Source organism: Streptomyces sp. NPDC043867 (genome assembly GCF_056435845.1).
On record NZ_JBWKDS010000017.1, the window covers coordinates 60,072 to 80,049 of the forward strand.

Genomic DNA, 19,978 nt, shown 5'->3' on the forward strand with positions numbered 1-19,978 from the left:
GTACGACGCCGTCGTCACCGCTCGGTGGCTAACAGCGCGGTCGCGACGGCCTCGGCCACCTCTTCGGTCGTGAGGTAGCGGAGCACGGAATGGCTGCCGAAGAAGTACTTGCCGGGCTTGTGCCAGGGCAGATTGACGACGGGTCGGTCGTCGACGTCGCCGAACGCGGGCGCGAGGTGCTTCACGAGTGCGATGGGGTCGTCCTTGGCGGCCACGTTGACCCAGCGGGCGACCGGGGGAAACGCGTTGCCCTTGGAGGGCGGCGCCGGCAGCAAGCGGTCCTGGACCGCGCGCAGGCCCAGGGGGGAGCCGATGCTGATGAAGGTGTGCACGTTCCACTCGGGGTGGGCGCGGAGGGTCTCGTAGGCGACGACGGAACCCAACGAGTGGCCGATGACGACCCTGGTATCCGGGGTGACGACTCGTTCGAAGCGCTGCTGTGCGCACGCCCGCACGGTGTCGGAGGCGTCCAGGTAGCGTCGTATCTGGCGGATCATCCAGATGACGGTGCGGCTCATCGGCTTTCCGAGCCCCTCGTACCGCTCCAGTCGGCGTAGGGCAATCTGACCGAGTCCCTTGTCGCCGGGCAGCGGAGCATCGGTACCTTCGGCGAACGCTTCCAGCAGCTCCAGCTCGAGCGCGTCGCGCACGTCACCGATTTGGAACGCCGGGATGTCCTCCAACTCGTCGTCCACGCCGCCGCCCTTGACGCTTCGGCTGCGGAAGCAACTGCCGTAGTACACGCCGGACACATCCCCCGCGTCCGGCACCGGGTACGCGGCGTCCATCATGCCGACCCGCAAGGCTTCGTACCATTCGGTCACCATCGTCTCGGCGTGTTTGTACTGGTAACCGATGCCGTGGCAGATGACTACACGCGACACTGTGCCCCCTCGTGCCTCGGCCGACGTGCCAACCCTGAAGACCTGAGTCACTATCATGCCGTATTTCCGGGAAGGGGATAGTCGCTACGCATGTTCAACTGGGCGTGTCGAAGGCTTGGTTGTCTCCATCGCCGTGGATTTGATGACGCCGTGCTCGGTGTGCGAACGTCGTGGCCGGAGGCCGTACCGGAACATCCGGTACGGCCTCCGGCCGTTGCGCCGCCGGGCCCGGCTACTCGACCTTCGCCCAGTCGAGCGTGCGCTCCACCGCCCGCTTCCAGCCCGCGTAACCCTCCGCGCGCCGGTCTTCGGACCACTGGGGCTCCCAGCGCTTGGACTCCTGCCAGTGGGTGCGCAGTTCGTCGGTGTCGCGCCAGAAGCCGGTGGCCAGCCCGGCCGCGTAGGCGGCGCCGAGCGCCGTCGTCTCGGCGACGACGGGACGGCTGACCGGTACGCCGAGGACATCGGCCTGGATCTGCATGCACAGGTCGTTGGCGGTCACGCCGCCGTCGACCTTCAGCACGTCGAGGTGGACCCCGGAGTCCTGCTCCATCGCCTCCACGACGTCGCGGCTCTGGTAGCAGATGGACTCCAGCGTGGCCCGGGCCAGGTGGCCGCCGTCGTTGTACCGGGCGAGGCCGACGATCGCGCCGCGCGCGTCCGAGCGCCAGTACGGGGCGAAGAGACCCGAGAACGCGGGCACGAAGTAGATGCCGCCGTTGTCCTCGACCGTCTTCGCCAGGGTCTCGCTCTCGGCCGCGTCATTGATGATCTTCATCTGGTCGCGCAGCCACTGCACGGCGGACCCGGTGACCGCGATCGAGCCCTCCAGGGCGTAGATCGCCGGGCTGTCGCCGAACTGGTACGCCACGGTCGTGAGCAGGCCGTGCTGGGAACGGACCAGTTCCGTACCGGTGTTGAGCACCAGGAAGTTGCCGGTGCCGTAGGTGTTCTTGGCCTCGCCGGGCGCGTAGCAGACCTGTCCGACGGTGGCCGCCTGCTGGTCGCCGAGCACGCCCGTGATGGGAATCGGGGCGCGCAGCGGCCGGGAGGTCCGGGTCACCCCGAACGCCTCCCGGTGGGACGAGGGGCTGATGGCGGGCAGCATGGCCCGGGGGATGTTGAAGAAGCCCAGCAGCTCGTCGTCCCAGTCGAGGGTCTCCAGGTCCATCAGCATGGTGCGGCTGGCGTTGGTCACGTCGGTGGCGTGGATACCGCCGTCGGGACCGCCCGTCAGGTTCCACAGGACCCAGGCGTCCGTGTTGCCGAAGAGGGCGTGGCCCTGCTCGGCCGCCTCACGGACCCCGTCGACGTTCTCCAGGATCCACTGGATCTTGCCGCCGGAGAAGTAGGTCGCCGGCGGCAGCCCCGCCTTGCGGCGGATGACGTCGCCCTGCCCCGAGCGTTCCAGCGCCGCGGCGATGGAGTCGGTGCGGGTGTCCTGCCAGACGATGGCGTTGTAGTAGGGACGGCCGTTGCGCGGGTCCCAGACCACCGTGGTCTCGCGCTGATTGGTGATGCCGATCGCCGCCAGGTCGGTCGGGGACAGGTTCCCGTGCCGCATGGCGTTCTGCATCACCGAGTTGGTGCGCTCCCAGATCTCCACCGGATCGTGTTCGACCCAGCCGGAGCGCGGCATGATCTGGGCGTGCTCGAGTTGGTGCTTCGCCACCTCGTTGCCGGCGTGGTCGAAGATCATGAAACGGGTGCTGGTGGTCCCTTGGTCCACCGCGCCCACGAAGTCCGCCATGGGAATACGCCTCCTTCGCGGGCGTCAGGACTCGTCGGGTGAGGGGACGCGTCCGGGGGGCTCCGGCTCCGCCGTCGGCAGGAACCGGCCGATCAGGAGCTTGTACAGGGCAGCGCCGAGCACTCCGCCGATCAGCGGGCCGATGATCGGCACCCAGAAGTAGAAGTTCCCGTACTGATCTCGCCAGGCTCCGCCGTATCCCGTGAGGAAGCTGGCCAGCCGGGGCCCGAAGTCACGCGCCGGGTTGATCGCGTAGCCCGCGTTGGTACCCCAGGCCATGCCGATGGCGACCACGACGAGACCGATGATGAACGGTGCCAGGTTGGCGCCGGGCGGCGTGCCGAGCAGGTCCGTGATGGCCAGGATCAGCAGCAGCAGGATCGCGGTGCCGATGATCTGGTCGCGGAACGCGCCCCACTCGTGGACCGGCAGATTGGGGTTGCCGTTCGCCGGAAGGGTCGAGAACACGCCCTGTGTCTTGATGGTGTGGCCGGGGTCGGCCTTGGCCAGCGCCTCGGAGTAGTTCCAGCGCACCAGCAGGGCGGCCACGAAGGCGCCGGCCGTCTGGGCCAGCGCGTACGGTGCCACCTTGCTCCACGGGAACCCCTTGAACGCGGCCAGCGCGACGGTCACCGCGGGGTTGAGGTGAGCACCGCTCAGCCGTGCCGCGACGTAGACGCCGAGGGTCACGCCGAGGCCCCAGGCCCAGGCGATGCTGTCGTGGTTGCCGAGACCGCCCGCAGGCGTCGTGAGTGCGCCGCCGGCGACCACCTGGGCCACCACGCCGCAACCGAAGAGGATGAGAATCATGGTGCCGAGGAACTCGGCCGACATCTCGCCGACCAGCCCCAGCCGCTTGAATCGCTCAGCCATGGAAGCCCACTTCCCACCGGCACGGAGCCGGCCGTCGACTGTCCGAGCCCTCCCCGCATCAGAATAGGACGATCAAGCGACAATCGCACAAGGGGCGGAATGTTCACTTTTGTGGCAAGGGGGTGTGTGCTCAGGACGGGTGCAGCGGGGAGCCGGTCAGGGCTTCGGAGGGCCTGCCGTCCACGCCCTTCGGGATGTCGCCCGCGAGCATGACGCGGTGCATGACGCGGGGGTGGTCGAGGTGGCCGGTGTCGCCGGGGGCGAGATGGACGGTGGCCCGGTTGTCCCAGAACGCGACGCTGCCCGGCTCCCACCGGAAGCGGACCGTGTACTCGGGGCGGGTCGCCTGCTCGACGAACATCTCCAGCAGCCGCACGTTCTCCGCGCGGGACACGCCCAGGATCCGCTCCACGTAGTACCCGTTGACGAACAGCAGGCGCTCGCCCGTCTCCGGGTGCACCCGCACCAGGGGGTGCACCGAGGCGACCTGATGGTCCTGGAGGTGCCGGACGTAGGCGTCGTGGCCGGGACGCGGCTGGTATCCGACGCCGAGCCGGTGCTCCGCGCGCAGTCCCTCGGCGAAGCGCTTCACCGGCTCGGACAGGCCCGCGTAGGCAGCCGCCAGGTTCGACCAGGTGGTGTCCCCGCCGTACGGGGGGACGGTCTCCACGCGCAGGATGGTGGCCGCCGGCGGATCGATCCGGGCGCCGTGGTCGCAGTGCCAGCCCCGCAGCAGCGTGTGGCGGCGCCGCTCCAGCCACTCGTCGCGGTCCATGCCGTACCGCCCGGCCAGCTCCAGCCGGTCCGCCGTCGTCTCCACCTGCGGGAAGTCCGCCGGGGACGCCGTGCCGCGGGACCGCAGGACGACCGGTTCCCCGAAGCGGCGGGCGAGCGCCACATGGGCGGCGTGATCGAGGTGCTGGTCCCGGAAGAACACCACCTTCCAGCGCAGCACCGCCGCCCTGATCGCCGCGACGACCGCGTCGTCCAGGGGCCCTGCCAGGTCGACACCGCCGATCTCCGCGCCGGTGTGGCCCGAGGCCGGCCGCACATCGATACCGGCGTCCGCTGTCACGTCTCACTCCGTTCCGTCGAGTCCGGTGGGCCGTCGACCGCCGAAACCCGGGTCGCGGCCCCGTTGATCGCTACCCGCCCCCGGCCCTGCGAACCCGTACGGGGCCCGACGCGCCCCACCACGGCGGCGGAAACGGCAGCCGCCCCGGCCGGAGGGATTCCGGCCGGGGCGGCTGTGTGCGGACGGCGGGTCCGCGGTGGTGCGTCAGGCGAGGATCGCCAGCGCCTCGTTCCACGTCTTCGACGGGCGCATGACGGCCGTGGCCCTGGTGACGTCGGGCTGGTAGTAGCCGCCGATCTCGGCCGGCTTGCCCTGCGCGGCGATCAGCTCGTCGACGATCGTCTGCTCCTTGGCAAAGAGCGTCTCGGCGAGCGCGCCGAACGCCTTGGCGAGGTCGGCGTCCTCGGTCTGCGCGGCCAGCTCCTGGGCCCAGTACAGGGACAGGTAGAAGTGGCTGCCGCGGTTGTCGATGCCGCCGACGCGACGGGTCGGCGACTTGTCGTTCTCCAGGAAGGAGGCCGTCGCGCGGTCGAGCGTGTCGGCGAGGACCTGGGCGCGCGCGTTGCCCGTGGTCGTCGCGAGGTGCTCGAAGCTGGACGCCAGCGCGAGGAACTCGCCGAGGCTGTCCCAGCGCAGGTAGTTCTCCTTGACCAGCTGCTGCACGTGCTTCGGGGCGGAACCGCCCGCGCCCGTCTCGAAGAGGCCGCCGCCGTTCATGAGCGGCACGATCGAGAGCATCTTGGCGCTGGTGCCCAGCTCCAGGATCGGGAACAGGTCGGTCAGGTAGTCGCGCAGGACGTTGCCCGTGACAGAGATCGTGTTCTCGCCGCGGCGGATGCGCTCCAGGGAGAACGCGGTCGCCTCGACCGGGGACAGGATCTTGATGTCCAGGCCCTCGGTGTCGTGCTCGGGCAGGTACCGCCTGACCTTCTCGATCAGCCGGGCGTCGTGCGCGCGGGTCTCGTCCAGCCAGAACACGGCCGGGTCGCCGGTCGCGCGGGCGCGGGTGACGGCGAGCTTGACCCAGTCCTTGATCGGGGCGTCCTTGGTCTGGCAGGCGCGGAAGATGTCGCCGGCCGAGACGGTCTGCTCCAGGACGATGTTCCCGGCCTGGTCGACGAGGCGGACCGTGCCGGTGGCGGGGATCTCGAAGGTCTTGTCGTGGCTGCCGTACTCCTCGGCCTTCTGCGCCATCAGACCGACGTTCGGGACGGAGCCCATCGTCGACGGGTCGAAGGCGCCGTTGGCGCGGCAGTCGTCGATGACGACCTGGTACACGCCGGAGTAGCTGCTGTCCGGCAGGACCGCGAGGGTGTCGGCCTCCTGGCCGTCCGGCCCCCACATGTGGCCGGAGGTGCGGATCATCGCCGGCATGGAGGCGTCGACGATGACGTCCGAGGGGACGTGCAGGTTGGTGATGCCCTTGTCGGAGTCGACCATCGCCAGCTCCGGGCCCTCGGCGAGCTCGGCGTCGAAGGACGCCTTGATCTCGGCGCCCTCGGGCAGCGCCTCGAGGCCCTTGTAGAGGCCGCCGAGACCGTCGTTCGGGGAGAGACCGGCGGCGGCGAGGGTCTCGCCGTACTTCGCGAACGTCTTCGGGAAGAAGGCGCGGACCACGTGACCGAAGATGATCGGGTCGGAGACCTTCATCATCGTGGCCTTCAGGTGCACCGAGAACAGCACGCCCTCGGCCTTGGCGCGGGCGATCTGCGCGGTGAGGAACTCGCGCAGCGGCGCGACGTGCATCACGGACGCGTCCACGACCTCGCCGGCCAGGACGGGTACGGACTCGCGCAGCACGGTGGTGGAGCCGTCGTCGGCCGTGAGCTCGATGCGCAGGGAACCCGGCTCGGAGATGACCGTGGACTTCTCGGTGGAGCGGAAGTCGTCGACGCCCATGGTGGCGACGTTCGTCTTCGACTCGGCGGTCCAGGCGCCCATGCGGTGCGGGTGGGCCTTGGCGTAGTTCTTCACCGAGGACGGGGCGCGGCGGTCGGAGTTGCCCTCGCGCAGCACCGGGTTCACGGCGGAGCCCTTGACCTTGTCGTAACGGGCGCGGATCTCCCGCTCCTCGTCGCTCTTCGGGTCGTCCGGGTAGGCCGGCAGCGCGTAGCCCTGCTCCTGGAGCTCGGCGACGGCCGCCTTCAGCTGCGGGATCGAGGCCGAGATGTTCGGCAGCTTGATGATGTTGGCCTCGGGCGTCTTGGCCAGCTCACCGAGCTCCGCCAGGGCGTCGGGGATGCGCTGGCCCTCCTCCAGGTACTCCGGGAAGAGGGCGATGATGCGCCCGGCAAGCGAGATGTCACGGGTTTCCACAGTGACACCGGCCTGCGACGCGTATGCCTGGACCACCGGCAAGAACGAATGGGTCGCCAGGGCCGGGGCCTCGTCGGTGTGCGTATAGATGATGGTCGAGTCAGTCACCGGTGCTCCGCTCCACGTCTGCAACATTGCTCGACATCAAGATATCTCGTGACCGGCCCCCACTCGACAGGGCCCTGCCCGCCATCCGTACGCCCGTCCCCGGCGAGGCACCGCCCGCGGTGGCTCCCGGAGCTACGGCAGCCGCGTCCGTGCCTCCCGCTGGTGCGGGATGCCGGACTCGGGGAGGACGGTGTCGGGGCCGACGGCGTCGGGCAGCGATGACGCGCCCTGCTGGAGCGCCACCGTCCGGGTCGGCGCCGGAATCCTGATGCCCTCGTCCCGGTAGCACCGGTGCAGCCGCTTGATGAACTCGTGCTTGATCCGGTACTGGTCGCTGAACTCGCCCACGCCGAGGATCACGGTGAAGCCGATGCGCGAGTCGCCGAAGGTGTGGAAGCGGACGGCGGGCTCGTGCTCGGGGACGGCCCCGGTGATCTCCGTCATCACCTCGGTGATCACCTCGGTGGTGACGCGTTCGACGTGCTCCAGGTCGCTGTCGTAGCCCACACCGACCTGCACGAGCAGGGTCATCTCCTGCTCGGGGCGGGTGAAGTTGGTCATGTTGGTGCCCGCGAGCTGGGCGTTCGGGATGATCACCAGGTTGTTGGACAGCTGGCGGACGGTCGTGTTGCGCCAGTTGATGTCGACGACGTAGCCCTCCTCGCCGCTGCTGAGGCGGATGTAGTCGCCGGGCTGGATCGTCTTCGAGGCGAGGATGTGGACGCCGGCGAAGAGGTTGGCGAGGGTGTCCTGGAGGGCCAGCGCGACCGCGAGACCGCCCACGCCGAGGGCCGTGAGCAGCGGGGCTATGGAGATGCCCAGGGTCTGCAGCATGATCAGGAAGCCCATCGCCAGCACCACCACGCGCGTGATGTTGACGAAGATGGTGGCGGAGCCCGCGACGCCCGACCGGGACTGGGCGAGACTGCCCACCAGGCCGGTGATGACCCGGGCCGCGGTGACGGTGGCGACCAGGATGAGGACCACGGTCAGGACCCGGTTCACGTTCCGTCCGACCGAGGCGGTCAGCGGCAGCGCCGTGGCCGCCGTCGCGATGCCCGCGGACACCGCCGCCCACGGCACGAGGGTCCGCAGCGCGTCGACGACGACGTCGTCCCCGCTCCAGCGGGTGCGCAGCGCGTGCTTGCCCAGCCAGCGCAGCAGCATGCGCAGCAGGAAGGCCGTCGCGAGGCCCGCCGCCAGGGCGATGCCGGCGACGACGAGATCGTCCAGGGTCAGGGCGCGGTTCACCGGTCGCCTCCCGTACGGCCGAGGGAAGGGCTCGTCGGCCCGATGTGAAGTGTCGTCACTTGCCACCTGCTCGAATCCGGGAATGCACGATCGCGCCGGACGGAAGCGTGCCGTCCGGGACGACCGCTCATCCTGCCGCATCCGGCTGCCCGCCCGTCACCGGGCCTGTGGGACAAAGCCTTTGACTCCCCACCGCACGCGACGGCCGGGGCGAGCGGGAGGCTGGGTCGCTGACCTGCTCCGACGCGCCGTACCGCGGGTCCTGTGCCGGACGTCGCCGAGGGGCCCGGCAGCCGGGGCCGCGAGTTGAGCATCACAACTCCGCCTCGTTGTGCGGGAGTCGCCGTCACCGCTCGGTGAACGAATTGAGGACGACCGTGGTGACGTGCCCCAGTGTTCGGTCCGTACCGGCATCCGCTGCCTCGCCTCGGCTCGGCTCCGTGCGTCCGCGCACGTCGTCGGCGCAGCGCCGCGCCGTGTCCGCCGGGCTCAGACGACCCTCAGCCGCAGCAGGGCGCCCAGTGTCAGCGCCCCGGGCAGCAGCGGCAGCCAGACGGTGATGATCCGGTAGCCGAGGACCGCGGCGGTCGCCAGGGCCGCCGGGCTGCCCGCGGCCACCAGCGTGACGATCAGTGCCGCCTCGACCGAACCGATACCGCCCGGCACCGGCACGAGCGCGACGGCGACCGTGGCCGCCAGATACGCCACGGCCAGATGGGCGGGCGGCACCGGCACGTCCAACGCCCGCCCCACCGCCGCCAGTCCGGCGGCCTGGAGCGCCGGGAACGCCAGCGATCCGCCCCACAGGGCGCACGCACGGGCCGGGCGGACGTGCACGGAACGCGCCTCACCGAGCGCGGTCCGCAGGAACGAGCCGACGGCCGCGCGCAGCCGGCGGACGAGGAACAGGACCGTGACCGTGGCGCAGAGGACCGCCGCCACGGCGAGCAGCAGGGGGCCGGCCGCACCCGGCGGCACGAGGGTCCCCGGGCGCAGCGCGTCCGGAAAGGCGATCATCAGCACGAGCAGCAGGCCCACCCGGGTGACGGACTCCGCGAGCAGATACAGCGCCAGCGCGGCCGAAGCGCGGGCCGGCGGGACACCGCACACCGTCATGAAGCGGAGGTTGACCGCGCTCGCCCCGAGGCCCGTCGGGAGCAGGTGGTTGGCCGCGCCCGCCGCGAACTGCGTGGCGAGCAGCCGGCCTGCGGGCAGCCGCTCGACGACCGCGCCCTGCCGGGTGAAGGCCGCGGCCACCCAGGTCAGACAGGTCGCCGCGGCGGCCACCGCCAGCCACGGCAGCTCGGCGCCCCGCAGGTGCCCGAAGCCCTCCTGGATCACGGCACGGTGGCGCACCGCCCCCCACAGCACCAGGGCGAGCGGGAGCAGGCACAGCAGCTGCCGGACCGGAACGCGTCGGGAGAGGGTCTCGGGAGGGCGTACGACGGCTGTCACATCCGGAGAGGTTTTCCACACCGCGCCAACGTGGGGTTGCGGACGCGAGGACGGCGGCTGACACGCGGGGCAAGGCACGGAAGAACCGGGAGAGACCGGTGAACCGTTGACCTCAACGTTGCTTGAGGTCTTAACGTCTCTCTCATGAGTATGGAGACCACAGCCTGGATGCAACTGCACAGCGTCATGAACGCGCAGCAGGAGCGCCGCCCCTTCGCCCGCGTCACCCTGCGCCGCATCGCCGCCTTCGCCCGCCCGCACCGCCGCCGCATCGCCTGGTTCGTGGCGCTCAGCGTGGTCACCGCCCTGCTCGCCGTCGCCACGCCGGTCCTCGCGGGACGCGTCGTGGACGCCATCGTGTCCGGCGGCGACGAGAGCACGGTGACCCGGCTCGCCGTGCTCATCGCGGTCATCGCCTTCGCCGAGGCGGCGCTCGGGATCGTCGGACGCTGGCTGTCGTCGACGCTGGGGGAGGGGCTGATCCTCGATCTGCGGACGGCGGTGTTCGATCATGTGCAGCGCATGCCGGTCGCGTTCTTCACACGTACCCGTACGGGCGCGCTCGTCAGCCGGCTCAACAACGACGTGATCGGTGCCCAGCGGGCCTTCAGCAACACCCTGTCCGGAGTCGTCAGCAACGTCGTCACCCTGCTGCTCACCCTCGCCGTGATGCTCACCCTGTCCTGGCAGATCACCCTGCTCGCGCTGGTGCTGCTCCCGGTGTTCGTGGTCCCGGCCCGCCGCATGGGCAGCCGGATGGCCAGGCTCCAGCGCGAGGCGGCGGACCTCAACGCCTCGATGGGCACCCGGATGACCGAGCGCTTCTCGGCACCCGGCGCCACCCTCGTCAAGCTGTTCGGGCGGCCCGGCGACGAGTCCGCCGAGTTCGCGGCCCGGGCCCGCCGCGTACGGGACATCGGGGTCCGCACGGCGATGGCCCAGTCCGCGTTCATCACCGCCCTGACCCTGGTGTCCGCCCTCGCCCTCGCCCTCGTGTACGGGCTCGGCGGCTGGTTCGCCCTGCGCGGCAGCCTGGAACCGGGCGCCGTCGTCTCGCTCGCCCTGCTCCTCACCCGCCTCTACGCCCCGCTCACCTCGCTCGCCGGGGCCCGTGTGGAGGTCATGAGCGCCCTCGTCAGCTTCGAGCGCGTCTTCGAGGTCCTCGACCTGAAACCCCTCATCGAGGAGAAGCCGGACGCCCGCGAGGTCCCGGAGGGCCCGGTGTCCGTGGAGTTCGAGGACGTCCGCTTCGCCTACCCCTCCGCCGACAAGGTCTCCCTCGCCTCGCTGGAGGAGGTCGCCGCCCTCGACACGCGCGGTGGTGCCGAGGTCCTGCACGGTGTCTCCTTCCGTGCCGAACCCGGCCGGACCGTCGCGCTCGTCGGGTCCTCCGGCGCCGGCAAGTCCACCATCGCCCAGCTGCTGCCGCGGCTGTACGACACCGACGAGGGCGTCATCCGCATCGGCGGCGTCGACGTACGCGACCTGACTGCCGAGTCGATGCGCGCGACCCTCGGCATGGTCACCCAGGACGGGCACCTCTTCCACGACTCGGTGCGGGCCAACCTGCTGCTCGCCCGTCCCACCGCGACCGAGGACGAACTGTGGGGCGTCCTTCGCCGCGCCCGGCTGGAAGATCTCGTCCGGTCCCTGCCCGACGGTCTCGACACGGTGGTCGGCGAGCGCGGCTACCGGCTCTCCGGCGGCGAGCGCCAGCGCATGACCATCGCCCGGCTGCTGCTCGCCCGGCAGCGCGTCGTCATCCTCGACGAGGCCACCGCCCACCTGGACAACACCTCGGAGGCGGCCGTCCAGGAGGCGCTCGCCGAGGCGCTGGAGGGACGGACGGCCGTGGTGATCGCCCACCGCCTGTCGACCGTGCGCGCCGCCGACGCCATCCTCGTCGTCGAGGCCGGACGGATCGTGGAGCGCGGGACGCACGACGAACTGCTGGCGGCGGACGGCCGGTACGCGGAGCTGTACCGGACGCAGTTCGCCAAGGCGGGCACCGCCCGCGACGGCGGGACGGACCGGGAGGACACGGCCCCCGGGGAGACACCCCGGACCGTGGTGGCGTGAGTCCCGCGGGGGCGGGCGTCCAGGGGCTCGTGGGTGGCGGGAGCCCCGGCGGGCGCGGGGGCTCAGGGGCTCGTGGTCCGCGGCCGTGAGTCCCCGAGCGTCGGGCTCAGGGGCTCACGGTTCCCGCCCGGGCGACCGGCAGCTGGACGGTGAACACCGTCGCGCGGGCCGGAGGGCGTAAACCCTCTCGGCTACGGGCTGATTGATGACATCGGTCGGGCGGCTTGACCCGTCCTTACGTTAGGCCCGGGGGCGGCGTCGGCTCGCACGCGCTGCACGCCTACGGCGAGTTGCAGCCGATCGTCCGGGCCGGGGCGAGGCCGGACGAGCGCCCAGGCGTGCCGTGGGGCGGATGCCGTGACGGAGGTGTGTGCGCCGAATGGTGTGTGATCTTCGTACATACAGCGCGTGTTAGCCTGCCCGCGATCAAGATCAAATGCGTACGGGGGAGGCACGGTGGGCTCGGACGGCTACCAGGTCAGGGCAGGCATGACCGGGCAGGCCCAGCAACTCGACGACGCCGGCACGGACATGGACGGCGTCACCTCGGCCGTCAAGTCCCGCACGACGTACTCGTACGGCGATGTCGGCGGCGAGGATGCCGCGTCGGCGCTGAACGCGTTCGTCAAGGCCTGGGAGGCGGAGGCCAAGACCCTGGCGTCGGCGTTGCACGAGCTCGGTGGCAAGGTGCAGTTGGCCAAGAAGACCTACCACGGCACCGACGGCCTGGTGAAGACGGACGCGGACAGCGTCACCGTCGGCGGCGCGAGCAGTCTCACCGGCACATCGACGCGGGCCGGGCGCACCTCCGCCCTGTCGAGCTACTGAGGAACGGGCCGGTGTCGTTCTTCTCCTCTCCCCTCGACTCCCCTTCCTTCCGCCTCGCTCTGCTCGCCGGGCTGTCCAAGAACATGCTCGGTGCCGGGAGCAAGAACGAGCTCCTCGACCTGATCGACGAAGCCCTCTCGGTGCCCGTACCGGGCGGCGACCAGGGCGTACTGGAAGGTCTGGCAAGGCTCTACCGCGACCAGGTCGACCACGTCGGCAGCGTCTTCGACCAGGTCGACCGGGTGGGCCGCAAGGGTCTTCCGGAGGTGTGGGTCGGCGACACGAGCGTCCTCGCCTCCGAGGTGGTCAACGCCGCCGGGCGGTCCGTGACCCAGATGAGCGAGGCGTTCCGGGGGTGCGCGACGGTGCTGCTGACGCTGGCCGACGCGATCGGCGCCGCGCAGCGCAAGGACGAGCAGGGCCGCGGGCAGCTGCTGGAGCAGAAGAAGACGCTCGGCGGCAAGGACGGCTTCTTCGACGACCTGCACGAGAACGACGAGGAGGAGTGGGACCGCAAGAACGCCGCCCACTTCGGCTCCTACGCGGTCGACCTGATGCACGCTGCCGTCTCCGAGGCGGAGGAGGCCACCCGCGTCGCGGCCCGGGACCTGAACAAGTGGGCCGCGGAGGCACGGGCCGGGAAGCTGGAGACCAGCGAACTCACCGCGGTCGACAAGCTGATGCTCGCGGACACCGGCGTCGCGGGCGCCGACACCGAGCTGAACGAGATCCTCACGGCCGACGACCTGGCGCGCGCGTCGACGCGTATGGACCTGCTGAGCCTCGACGACGAGACGGCCATGCAGCGGATGCTGGCGAAGTCGGACAGCCCGCAGGAGCGGGCCTACCTCATGAAATCGCTGGCCGCCGGCCACAGTGTCGCCGAGATCGGGAAGTTCCAGGACAAGATCCACGGCAAGGACCCCGACTGGCTGCGCAGGCACCTCACCCCGGTGGTCACCGCCGCGGACGGCATGAACGACGAGGGCCTGGCACCGGACGGCTCGAACAACAACAAGGACTACGTCACGTTCGACGGCCAGCTGTGGGTCCAGGGCGGCAACGGCTCCGAGGGCACCTGCGTGGCCTCGTCCACCGTCACGTCCCGCGCCATGGTCGACCCGCTCTACGCGCTCGACCTCACCGGCGGCCCCGACGGGCAGCAGGACGACCCCAACGCCTTCAAGCAGCGCCTGGTCGCCGAACAGCACCGGCTGCACACCGAGGGCGACGGTGGCGAGAACTGGGGCGGTATGGGATCCGAGGGACAGGAACGAATCAACGACACCACAGTCGGCAGTGCCACCGGCAGTGACTACCAGCGCCAGGACCTGAACAGCGCCGCCGACCGCAGGGCGGTCCTCACCGAGGTCGAGAAGGCGGTGGCGCAGGGGCGACCGGTGCCGGTCGACGTCTCGGGCAAGGAGGGCGCCCACGCGATGACCATCATCGCCCAGGAGGGTGACAAGCTCCAGGTGTACAACCCCTGGGGCTTGACCACCTGGGTCAGCGAGGACGACTTCATCAACGGCCACATGGGCAAGGCATCCAAGAGTGAACTCCCCAATGCGTACAGCGTCTATCTTCCGCGGTAGCGGTAGCGGTAGCGGTAGCGGTGCCGCGGCCGCGGCGGCCGCGCTCCTCGCTCTCGCCACGGGCTGCGGCTCGGGCACCGACGAGCCGGCCGGCGGCTCCGCGGACACCGCGAGCCGACCTGCCGGCCGCTCGGTGAAGGACACCAGCATCACCGCCGAGCCGGGCGAGCGCTTCACGCTCACCGTCCACCAGAACGCCTCCACCCGCGAGTACTGGTACCTGGTCGGCCCCGAGCCCGACAGCTCGGTGCTGGTCAGCCGCGGCCGGGACTACGCGTCGGACTCCGGCGACGAGCCGATGCCCGGTGCCGGCGGCCGGCTCACGTTCACCTTCGAGGCCAAGAGGGAGGGGACCACCCGGTTCACGCTGCTGCACTGCACGTCCAGCACCTGCCAGGGCAACACCTCCACCGTGCCACCCGAGACGACCGGACCCTCCGCCACCCCGACCACGGGGTCGCCAACCCCCTCCCAGGCCCCCGAACGCATCACGTACACCGTCACCGTCACCTGAGCCGCGGCGGACCAGCCCGATGAGACGAGACACCCGAGGCCCAGCCATGAACGACGACGCCCCGTACCCGCCGGACCGCACGGACGACGACGCCCCGTACCCGCGGGACCGCACGGACGACGAGCTGGTCCGGCTCGACGTCGCCGTCCTGCTGCGTTACGGGCTCACCGCCCCGCCCGGCACCCGGCGCACCGCCCTGTTCGGCGACGGCGCCGCGGCCGCGGCCGTCGTCCTCGACCGCCTCGGCACCGAGCCGCGCTCGGTGGCCTTCCTCGCCGACACCGTGCGCGCCGGCGGACTCGCCCGCGCCGCGGAACTGCCCGAGCCCCTGCCCCGCCGGGAGGCGGCCGTCCTCGTCCGGGAGTGGCTGCGGGCCGGCACCGAACTCGTGGGCGGGATCGCCGCCGACGACACGGCCGCCACCTGGCTGCGCGCCGTCGCGACCATCATCGAACTGAAGCGGCTGACCCGGGCGCGGGGCCGGAGTACGTGATCTGAGCAGCCGATCCGAGTAGGGCGGTGGGTGTGGGGCCACCGAGCGGCGGCGTGTCGTGAGCTGGCCCCTGCGTCGAATGCCGACCAACAGGTGTGCAGGACCTGGCAGTTCAGGCTCCGGCCACCTCCCGGGCAGAGCCGCCACGGCGGGGCTCGACGCCGTCGCCCGGGTCAGGCCTGTCGCCTGCCCTGGGCGAACCATGTGGCCTCTATCTGGTCCGGCAGGACTCCCGCTTGTTGTGCGTGGTCGTGGGCGAGAGCCAGATACCGGCTGTAGCGCGGCGTGGTCCAGCCCCCTCCACGCCACTTCTCGCCGGGGTCGGATGTCCGCAGCGCCAGGGCGACGAAACGGTCCAGAATCAGCGGACGCAACACCCCCGCGCACTGCTCGTGACCGGCGAAGTACAACACCTTTGTGAAGAACGCCGGGCCCAGAAACCTGATCCGGTGGCAGTTGTTGAAGGCGCGGTACGCCGCGACGGCTCCCTCCTCCCGAAGGATGCACAACGCGGCCTTCAGACGAGCGTCGATGTCCCGGGGCGAGGACTCCGCGAAGATGCGTGCGCGCCGCGCGACGGACTGGGCTTTGGTTCCGGTGCCCCAGACGAGGGCTGCGGTCAGAAGGTGCCGTCGGCCTTCGACGGTCTCCGAGCGTCGGGCGATGCCGAAGACCGTACTGCGGTCGACCCTCGTTCGGCCGGCCACCGTTGGGCAGTCGTCGAGGTCCGCGGGCCACCAGTCGGGGCCGGGCAGGAGAGGCAGCCAACGCGCCCGGTCGAACGGGATCTTCTGGCCGAGCACCTCGTCGCGGCCGGGGATGGCAGTGCCATCCGGCATCACAGCCGCTGTGTCCGCGCTCATGGTCCAAGTGTCGCGCATCGCATCATCAACACCTCGATATCGGGACGGTGGGACCAGCGGCGCGGGCCATACTGGGGGCATGCTCGTTCCCAGCGGTCAGCTTTCGCCGCTCCAACAACACCTGTTGCAGGAACTGGATCTGTGCGACCTCCCGGCTCCCGAAGGGGAACCGGAGTCCTACCTGGCTCGTAACCTCGACACGGACGAGATCCGGGATGCCCTGCCCACCCTGTTGTGGGCCGGACTGGTGGAGCAGCGAGGTGGTGACACGGGCGGCCTCGCGCTCACTCCGCTCGGAGCGGCGGCTCTGCGCGCGGCGGAGTGCGACGTGCTGGCGGCTCGCCTGAGTGCCGTCGCGTCCTTCGCCGATACCGTGTCCACCGGTGCGGCGCCCCGCTCCGCCGGACTCGCCCTGAGACGCCTGGCGGAGGGGACATGGACCCTGGAGCAGGCGAAATCCTACGTCCGCACGGGTGAGACAGGCGCCGACGGCTCATGACCTGTCCGGCTGGCCGAAGTCCAGGACCACACGGCGACGGGCGCGAGTCGCCCCGGGCTGCGGCGGGAGCACGCCCGCCGATGTGAGGTCGGTGACGCTGATGACCGGCGATCCCACGATCTTCATGGTGAGCGACTGCTGCGCGGGTGCGAGGTCGACCAACCGCCGCAGGACGGACAACAGGTCGATCAGCTCCTCGGTCCACTTGCTCGGCCAGGACGTGACGTGGAGGTCGTCGAGCGGGCTGGTCTTCCGGCTGGTGGGGGAGGCCTTCCGGTAGCCGAACCACTTCTTGACGACGTTCATCCCGCCGACTTCGTAATTCCAGACCCCGGGCGGGACACCGGTGAAGGCACCCGGTCCCACGCTCAGGGTGCCGGTCTCCGTGTCGTAGGCGAGCGTGTCGGGCACGGTGGTGCCGATCCCCGTCTCGTACCGCACCTGCCGTGGGTCTCCCGCCGGAAAGGCGACGCTCTCCTGGCCGGCTGGAGGGCTGCCGACATCGCCGTAGGTCGCCGCCCACAGGAATTCGCGGCCGACCCGGACCGCTTCACTCCACAGCACCGAGTCGCGCGTGAGGGGTAAGCGGACACCAGGGGTGAGCAGTTCCTCGGCGAAGTGCTCCGTGAAGGCACTGTGTCCGGTGACGGCCACGGCGTAGGCGGCGAGGTCGTGCACGGTCACGTCGTCCGAGCCGAGGGCACCGGCCAGGTACCGGAGCAGTCCGGTAGGGACGTTCGCGCTGCCGTCGGGATGGAGCACGGGGTGCACTCGGCCGCCTCGGCCGTTGAAGTGATGGGTGTCCGGTAACAGCGCGGTCGCCACCAGTGCGGGACCATTGCTTATCTCATGGCTGCTCTGCTGATTGAGGAACACCTGCCCAGGCTGTAAAGACTCCCACAGGTCGGGCCGTGGGAAGTCGAGTACCCGGTTGTCGGCGATGAGCCACTGACGGTCGAAACTGCGCATTGCCATTCGCGCCAACTGCGGTTGTGTGTCTGTCTCTTGCTCCATGCTTCGGTCGCGGTGGGGGAAACCTGGCAGGGCCGCTGGCCGTGTGCTGAGCCGACGGTCTCGTGTCTCTTTGAACAGGACGGCTTTGACCTCGGGGTCCGCCTCCGCGCTGACACGCGCCCAGCGACGAACGAGAACTGATGCCGAGGGCGAAGTGACCCATGAGCGGTTTGCCTTGCTGCCGGGGCTGCCCCATGGGAAGAGTGCCTCCAGCGCCGGGTATTCGTCCCAGCCCGACGAGGAAGCGGGAGTGAACGGCCGCACCCCCCGCGCATGTGCGTCCCGCCAGCCCCCGTCATCCAGACTCACCCCCCGGAGCTGAGCGAATTTGTCCGCCCGCCTGCCCTGCAGAGCCCGGTAGTGGACGCGCGCAGGGCGGCCGGGGTCATGATCCGCCCGCCGTACGAAGACGCAGATCGACAACGGCTGGGCGACATGGGGGAACACGCGGGTGGCCACGTCGGACCGCTGCCCCTCCGGCGACAGGTTGATGATCCACCCCTCGTCGCACGTCCTGCGCAGATAGTCGCGCATGCCCCGCCCGGCGGGACCGGTGGCGAACGCCGACGGGGTGATGAAGCAGACGACGCCGTGCCGGTCGTCCGCATGGGCGTCGAAGACCTTCCAGGTGGCCCAGCGCCAGAAGTAGACGTACAGGTTCTTGAGCGCGTGCTCGTAACGGCCGTTGCCCGGATACCGGAAGTCGTCCAGGGGAGGACGGCCCTGGCCCTTCACCCGTTTCTCGATCCAACCGCCGCGGCCCTCCGCCTTGTCGTCGTACGGCGGATTGGAGATGACCACGGTGACGGGGACGTTGGCCTTGACGTGGTTGGCTCGGGCGCGTGACACGGAGAGGGCAGCGTACGTCGAGGCGAGTTGCTCCTCCTGGACGTAGGGGTCGTCGAGCGTGTCCGTGACGTGGAGGTTGAGCCCGCCCGGTGGGATTGGGGCGCCGTGCTTCTTCAACAGGTCGGCCGCCCGGAGTTCGGCGACTGCGAACGGGCCCATCTGGAGCTCGAAGCCGTACAGCCGCTCGGCGAGCCGGCCGATCGCGTCGGGCGCCATGGCCTCGCCGTGCCGCTGGGCCGCTTGCCGCGCCACCCGCTCGATGACAGTGTGCAGGTAGGTGCCGGTGCCCATCGCGGGGTCGACGATGTGGACGCTCTCGTCGCCGTAGCCGCGTGCCTTGCCCAGGCGGGTGCGCAGCACCTCTTCGGCGAGCCGGACCATCTCCTCGACGACCTGGTGAGGGGTGTAGTACGAGCCGCTGCGCTGGCGGAGGCTGTCGTCGTAGACGGAGAGGAATGATTCGTAGAGGTGGAGGTAGGCGTCCCGGTTGCCGTGTCGGATGGTCTGCCAGTCGACGGCCGCGACGGTGCGGGCGAGGAGGTTCAAGGTCACTTCGAACCGCTCGTTGACGTTGTCAGTGAGCAGTTGGAGGGCTTTGCCCATCAGAGCGTGGCCCGCGTGGAGGCGGCGGCCGATCTCGTGGAAGCTTGTGCCGGTGACCGGGATGTCCTCGGTGCGGGCGAGAAGCAACGCGAAGGTGACCGTCTGGGCGTAGCCGTCGGCGAAGGTCGCATCGTCGGCGGTGGGGAAGAGGTACCGGCGCCAGTCGCTTCGGAGACCGGTGAAAGGGCGGTCGGCGGCGGAGTCGTCCGCGTTCAGCCCGGCTTCGGCCCGTAGTTGTTCTCGTACGGCCTCGCGCAGCAGGCGGCACAGCGGAGCGAGGTGCTGGACGAGTACCGAGACACGACGGATCTCCGGCGGTTCCCAGCAGAGCACAGCCTGGGCCAGCGCGTCGAAGGCGGCGAGGTCGACGGCAGTCAGTTTCTCCCCGGCGCTCTTCAAGGCCCCCGACAGCACGACCTCCTCACCGATCTGCACGCCGTACTGGAACACCCGCCAGTGGGTGCCGTTGGTGTAGAGCAGGTTGGGGAGGTCGCGCAGGCGTTCCCACTGCCTCTTGTCGTGACCGGTGAAGGAGTCGGGGTCGATGCTCTTCGCGGGTCGCTTCACCTCGATATAACCCGTCACGTCCGTGTTGACGCGCACCGCGTAGTCGGGTCGTACTCCCAGGTGCGGTATGCGGGTCTCCGGATACCAGCTGACCTCGGGACGGGCGTGGTGCACAGCGATGGTCCGGAACAGCTGTTCCAGAGGGCTGCGGATGGCTGCTTCGCGGTCACCGGGGCCCATCAGGTTCCGCTTGCATCCGGCGCCGAATTCGGAAACTGCTTCTTGGAGCCACTCAAGACGTGCGTGAGTCATGGTTCGTCCCCACCCCCTCGGTCCTGATGGGATACAGGACCGGTCCCTCTGGTGGAGTATGCAACCACTTGGGCCAAAATGGCAGAGGGCGTCGGGAGTTCAGGTGAGGT

The 19,978-nt window shown here is 70.3% G+C and carries 15 protein-coding genes; 6 read left to right on the plus strand and 9 right to left on the minus strand.

Features of this window, described 5'->3' with window-relative positions; all coding sequences use genetic code 11:
• Positions 1-14: 14 nt before the first annotated feature.
• From AC069T_RS18695 to AC069T_RS18725, 7 genes are all read right to left on the minus strand, one after another.
• On the minus strand, positions 15-884 hold the full coding sequence (locus AC069T_RS18695) for an alpha/beta fold hydrolase (protein ID WP_478783782.1): 870 nt from the start codon (positions 882-884) through the stop codon (positions 15-17).
• A 232-nt stretch (positions 885-1,116) separates the two neighbouring features.
• Positions 1,117-2,634, minus strand: a complete 1,518-nt coding sequence (gene glpK / locus AC069T_RS18700; protein WP_478783783.1) for a glycerol kinase GlpK — start codon at positions 2,632-2,634, stop codon at positions 1,117-1,119.
• A gap of 24 nt (positions 2,635-2,658) precedes the next feature.
• Positions 2,659-3,507, minus strand: a complete 849-nt coding sequence (locus AC069T_RS18705) for an MIP/aquaporin family protein (RefSeq protein WP_478783784.1) — start codon at positions 3,505-3,507, stop codon at positions 2,659-2,661.
• 130 nt (positions 3,508-3,637) lie between these two features.
• Entirely contained in the window at positions 3,638-4,582 is a 945-nt protein-coding gene (locus AC069T_RS18710) for a TauD/TfdA dioxygenase family protein (protein WP_478783785.1), read from the minus strand.
• Positions 4,583-4,786: 204 nt separating this feature from the next.
• Entirely contained in the window at positions 4,787-7,006 is a 2,220-nt protein-coding gene (locus AC069T_RS18715; protein ID WP_478783786.1) for an NADP-dependent isocitrate dehydrogenase, read from the minus strand.
• A gap of 132 nt (positions 7,007-7,138) precedes the next feature.
• Complete coding sequence (locus AC069T_RS18720) at positions 7,139-8,257, minus strand: mechanosensitive ion channel family protein (protein WP_478783787.1); 1,119 nt, start codon at positions 8,255-8,257, stop codon at positions 7,139-7,141.
• Positions 8,258-8,746: 489 nt separating this feature from the next.
• Positions 8,747-9,712: a lysylphosphatidylglycerol synthase transmembrane domain-containing protein gene (locus tag AC069T_RS18725; RefSeq protein WP_478783788.1), complete on the minus strand. Its 966-nt coding sequence runs from the start codon at positions 9,710-9,712 to the stop codon at positions 8,747-8,749.
• 150 nt (positions 9,713-9,862) lie between these two features.
• Between AC069T_RS18725 and AC069T_RS18730 the strand changes: the two genes are divergently transcribed.
• From AC069T_RS18730 to AC069T_RS18750, 5 genes are all read left to right on the plus strand, one after another.
• Positions 9,863-11,791, plus strand: a complete 1,929-nt coding sequence (locus tag AC069T_RS18730; RefSeq protein ID WP_478783859.1) for an ABC transporter ATP-binding protein — start codon at positions 9,863-9,865, stop codon at positions 11,789-11,791.
• A gap of 456 nt (positions 11,792-12,247) precedes the next feature.
• A complete protein-coding gene (locus AC069T_RS18735; RefSeq protein WP_478783789.1) occupies positions 12,248-12,619 on the plus strand; it encodes a hypothetical protein in 372 nt (123 codons plus the stop codon).
• A gap of 11 nt (positions 12,620-12,630) precedes the next feature.
• On the plus strand, positions 12,631-14,214 hold the full coding sequence (locus tag AC069T_RS18740) for a peptidoglycan-binding protein (protein ID WP_478783790.1): 1,584 nt from the start codon (positions 12,631-12,633) through the stop codon (positions 14,212-14,214).
• Positions 14,186-14,728 carry a protease inhibitor I42 family protein gene (locus AC069T_RS18745; protein ID WP_478783791.1) on the plus strand — a complete coding sequence of 181 codons (543 nt, stop codon included), beginning with the start codon at positions 14,186-14,188 and terminating at the stop codon, positions 14,726-14,728. The genes AC069T_RS18740 and AC069T_RS18745 overlap by 29 nt, the downstream gene beginning before the upstream one ends.
• A gap of 46 nt (positions 14,729-14,774) precedes the next feature.
• Positions 14,775-15,221 carry a hypothetical protein gene (locus AC069T_RS18750; RefSeq protein ID WP_478783792.1) on the plus strand — a complete coding sequence of 149 codons (447 nt, stop codon included), beginning with the start codon at positions 14,775-14,777 and terminating at the stop codon, positions 15,219-15,221.
• A gap of 173 nt (positions 15,222-15,394) precedes the next feature.
• Here AC069T_RS18750 and AC069T_RS18755 read toward each other — a convergent pair whose 3' ends face one another.
• Positions 15,395-16,084, minus strand: coding sequence for an 8-oxoguanine DNA glycosylase OGG fold protein (locus tag AC069T_RS18755; RefSeq protein WP_478783793.1), 690 nt, complete (start codon positions 16,082-16,084; stop codon positions 15,395-15,397).
• A gap of 79 nt (positions 16,085-16,163) precedes the next feature.
• On the opposite strand from AC069T_RS18755, the gene AC069T_RS18760 reads away from it, so the two are divergent.
• Positions 16,164-16,583 (plus strand): hypothetical protein, encoded by a 420-nt coding sequence (locus AC069T_RS18760; protein WP_478783794.1) that lies wholly within the window; start codon positions 16,164-16,166, stop codon positions 16,581-16,583.
• Here the strand turns inward: AC069T_RS18760 and AC069T_RS18765 are convergent.
• On the minus strand, positions 16,578-19,868 hold the full coding sequence (locus tag AC069T_RS18765; RefSeq protein ID WP_478783795.1) for a type ISP restriction/modification enzyme: 3,291 nt from the start codon (positions 19,866-19,868) through the stop codon (positions 16,578-16,580). The two genes, AC069T_RS18760 and AC069T_RS18765, sit on opposite strands and share 6 nt — an antisense overlap.
• Positions 19,869-19,978: the final 110 nt, after the last annotated feature.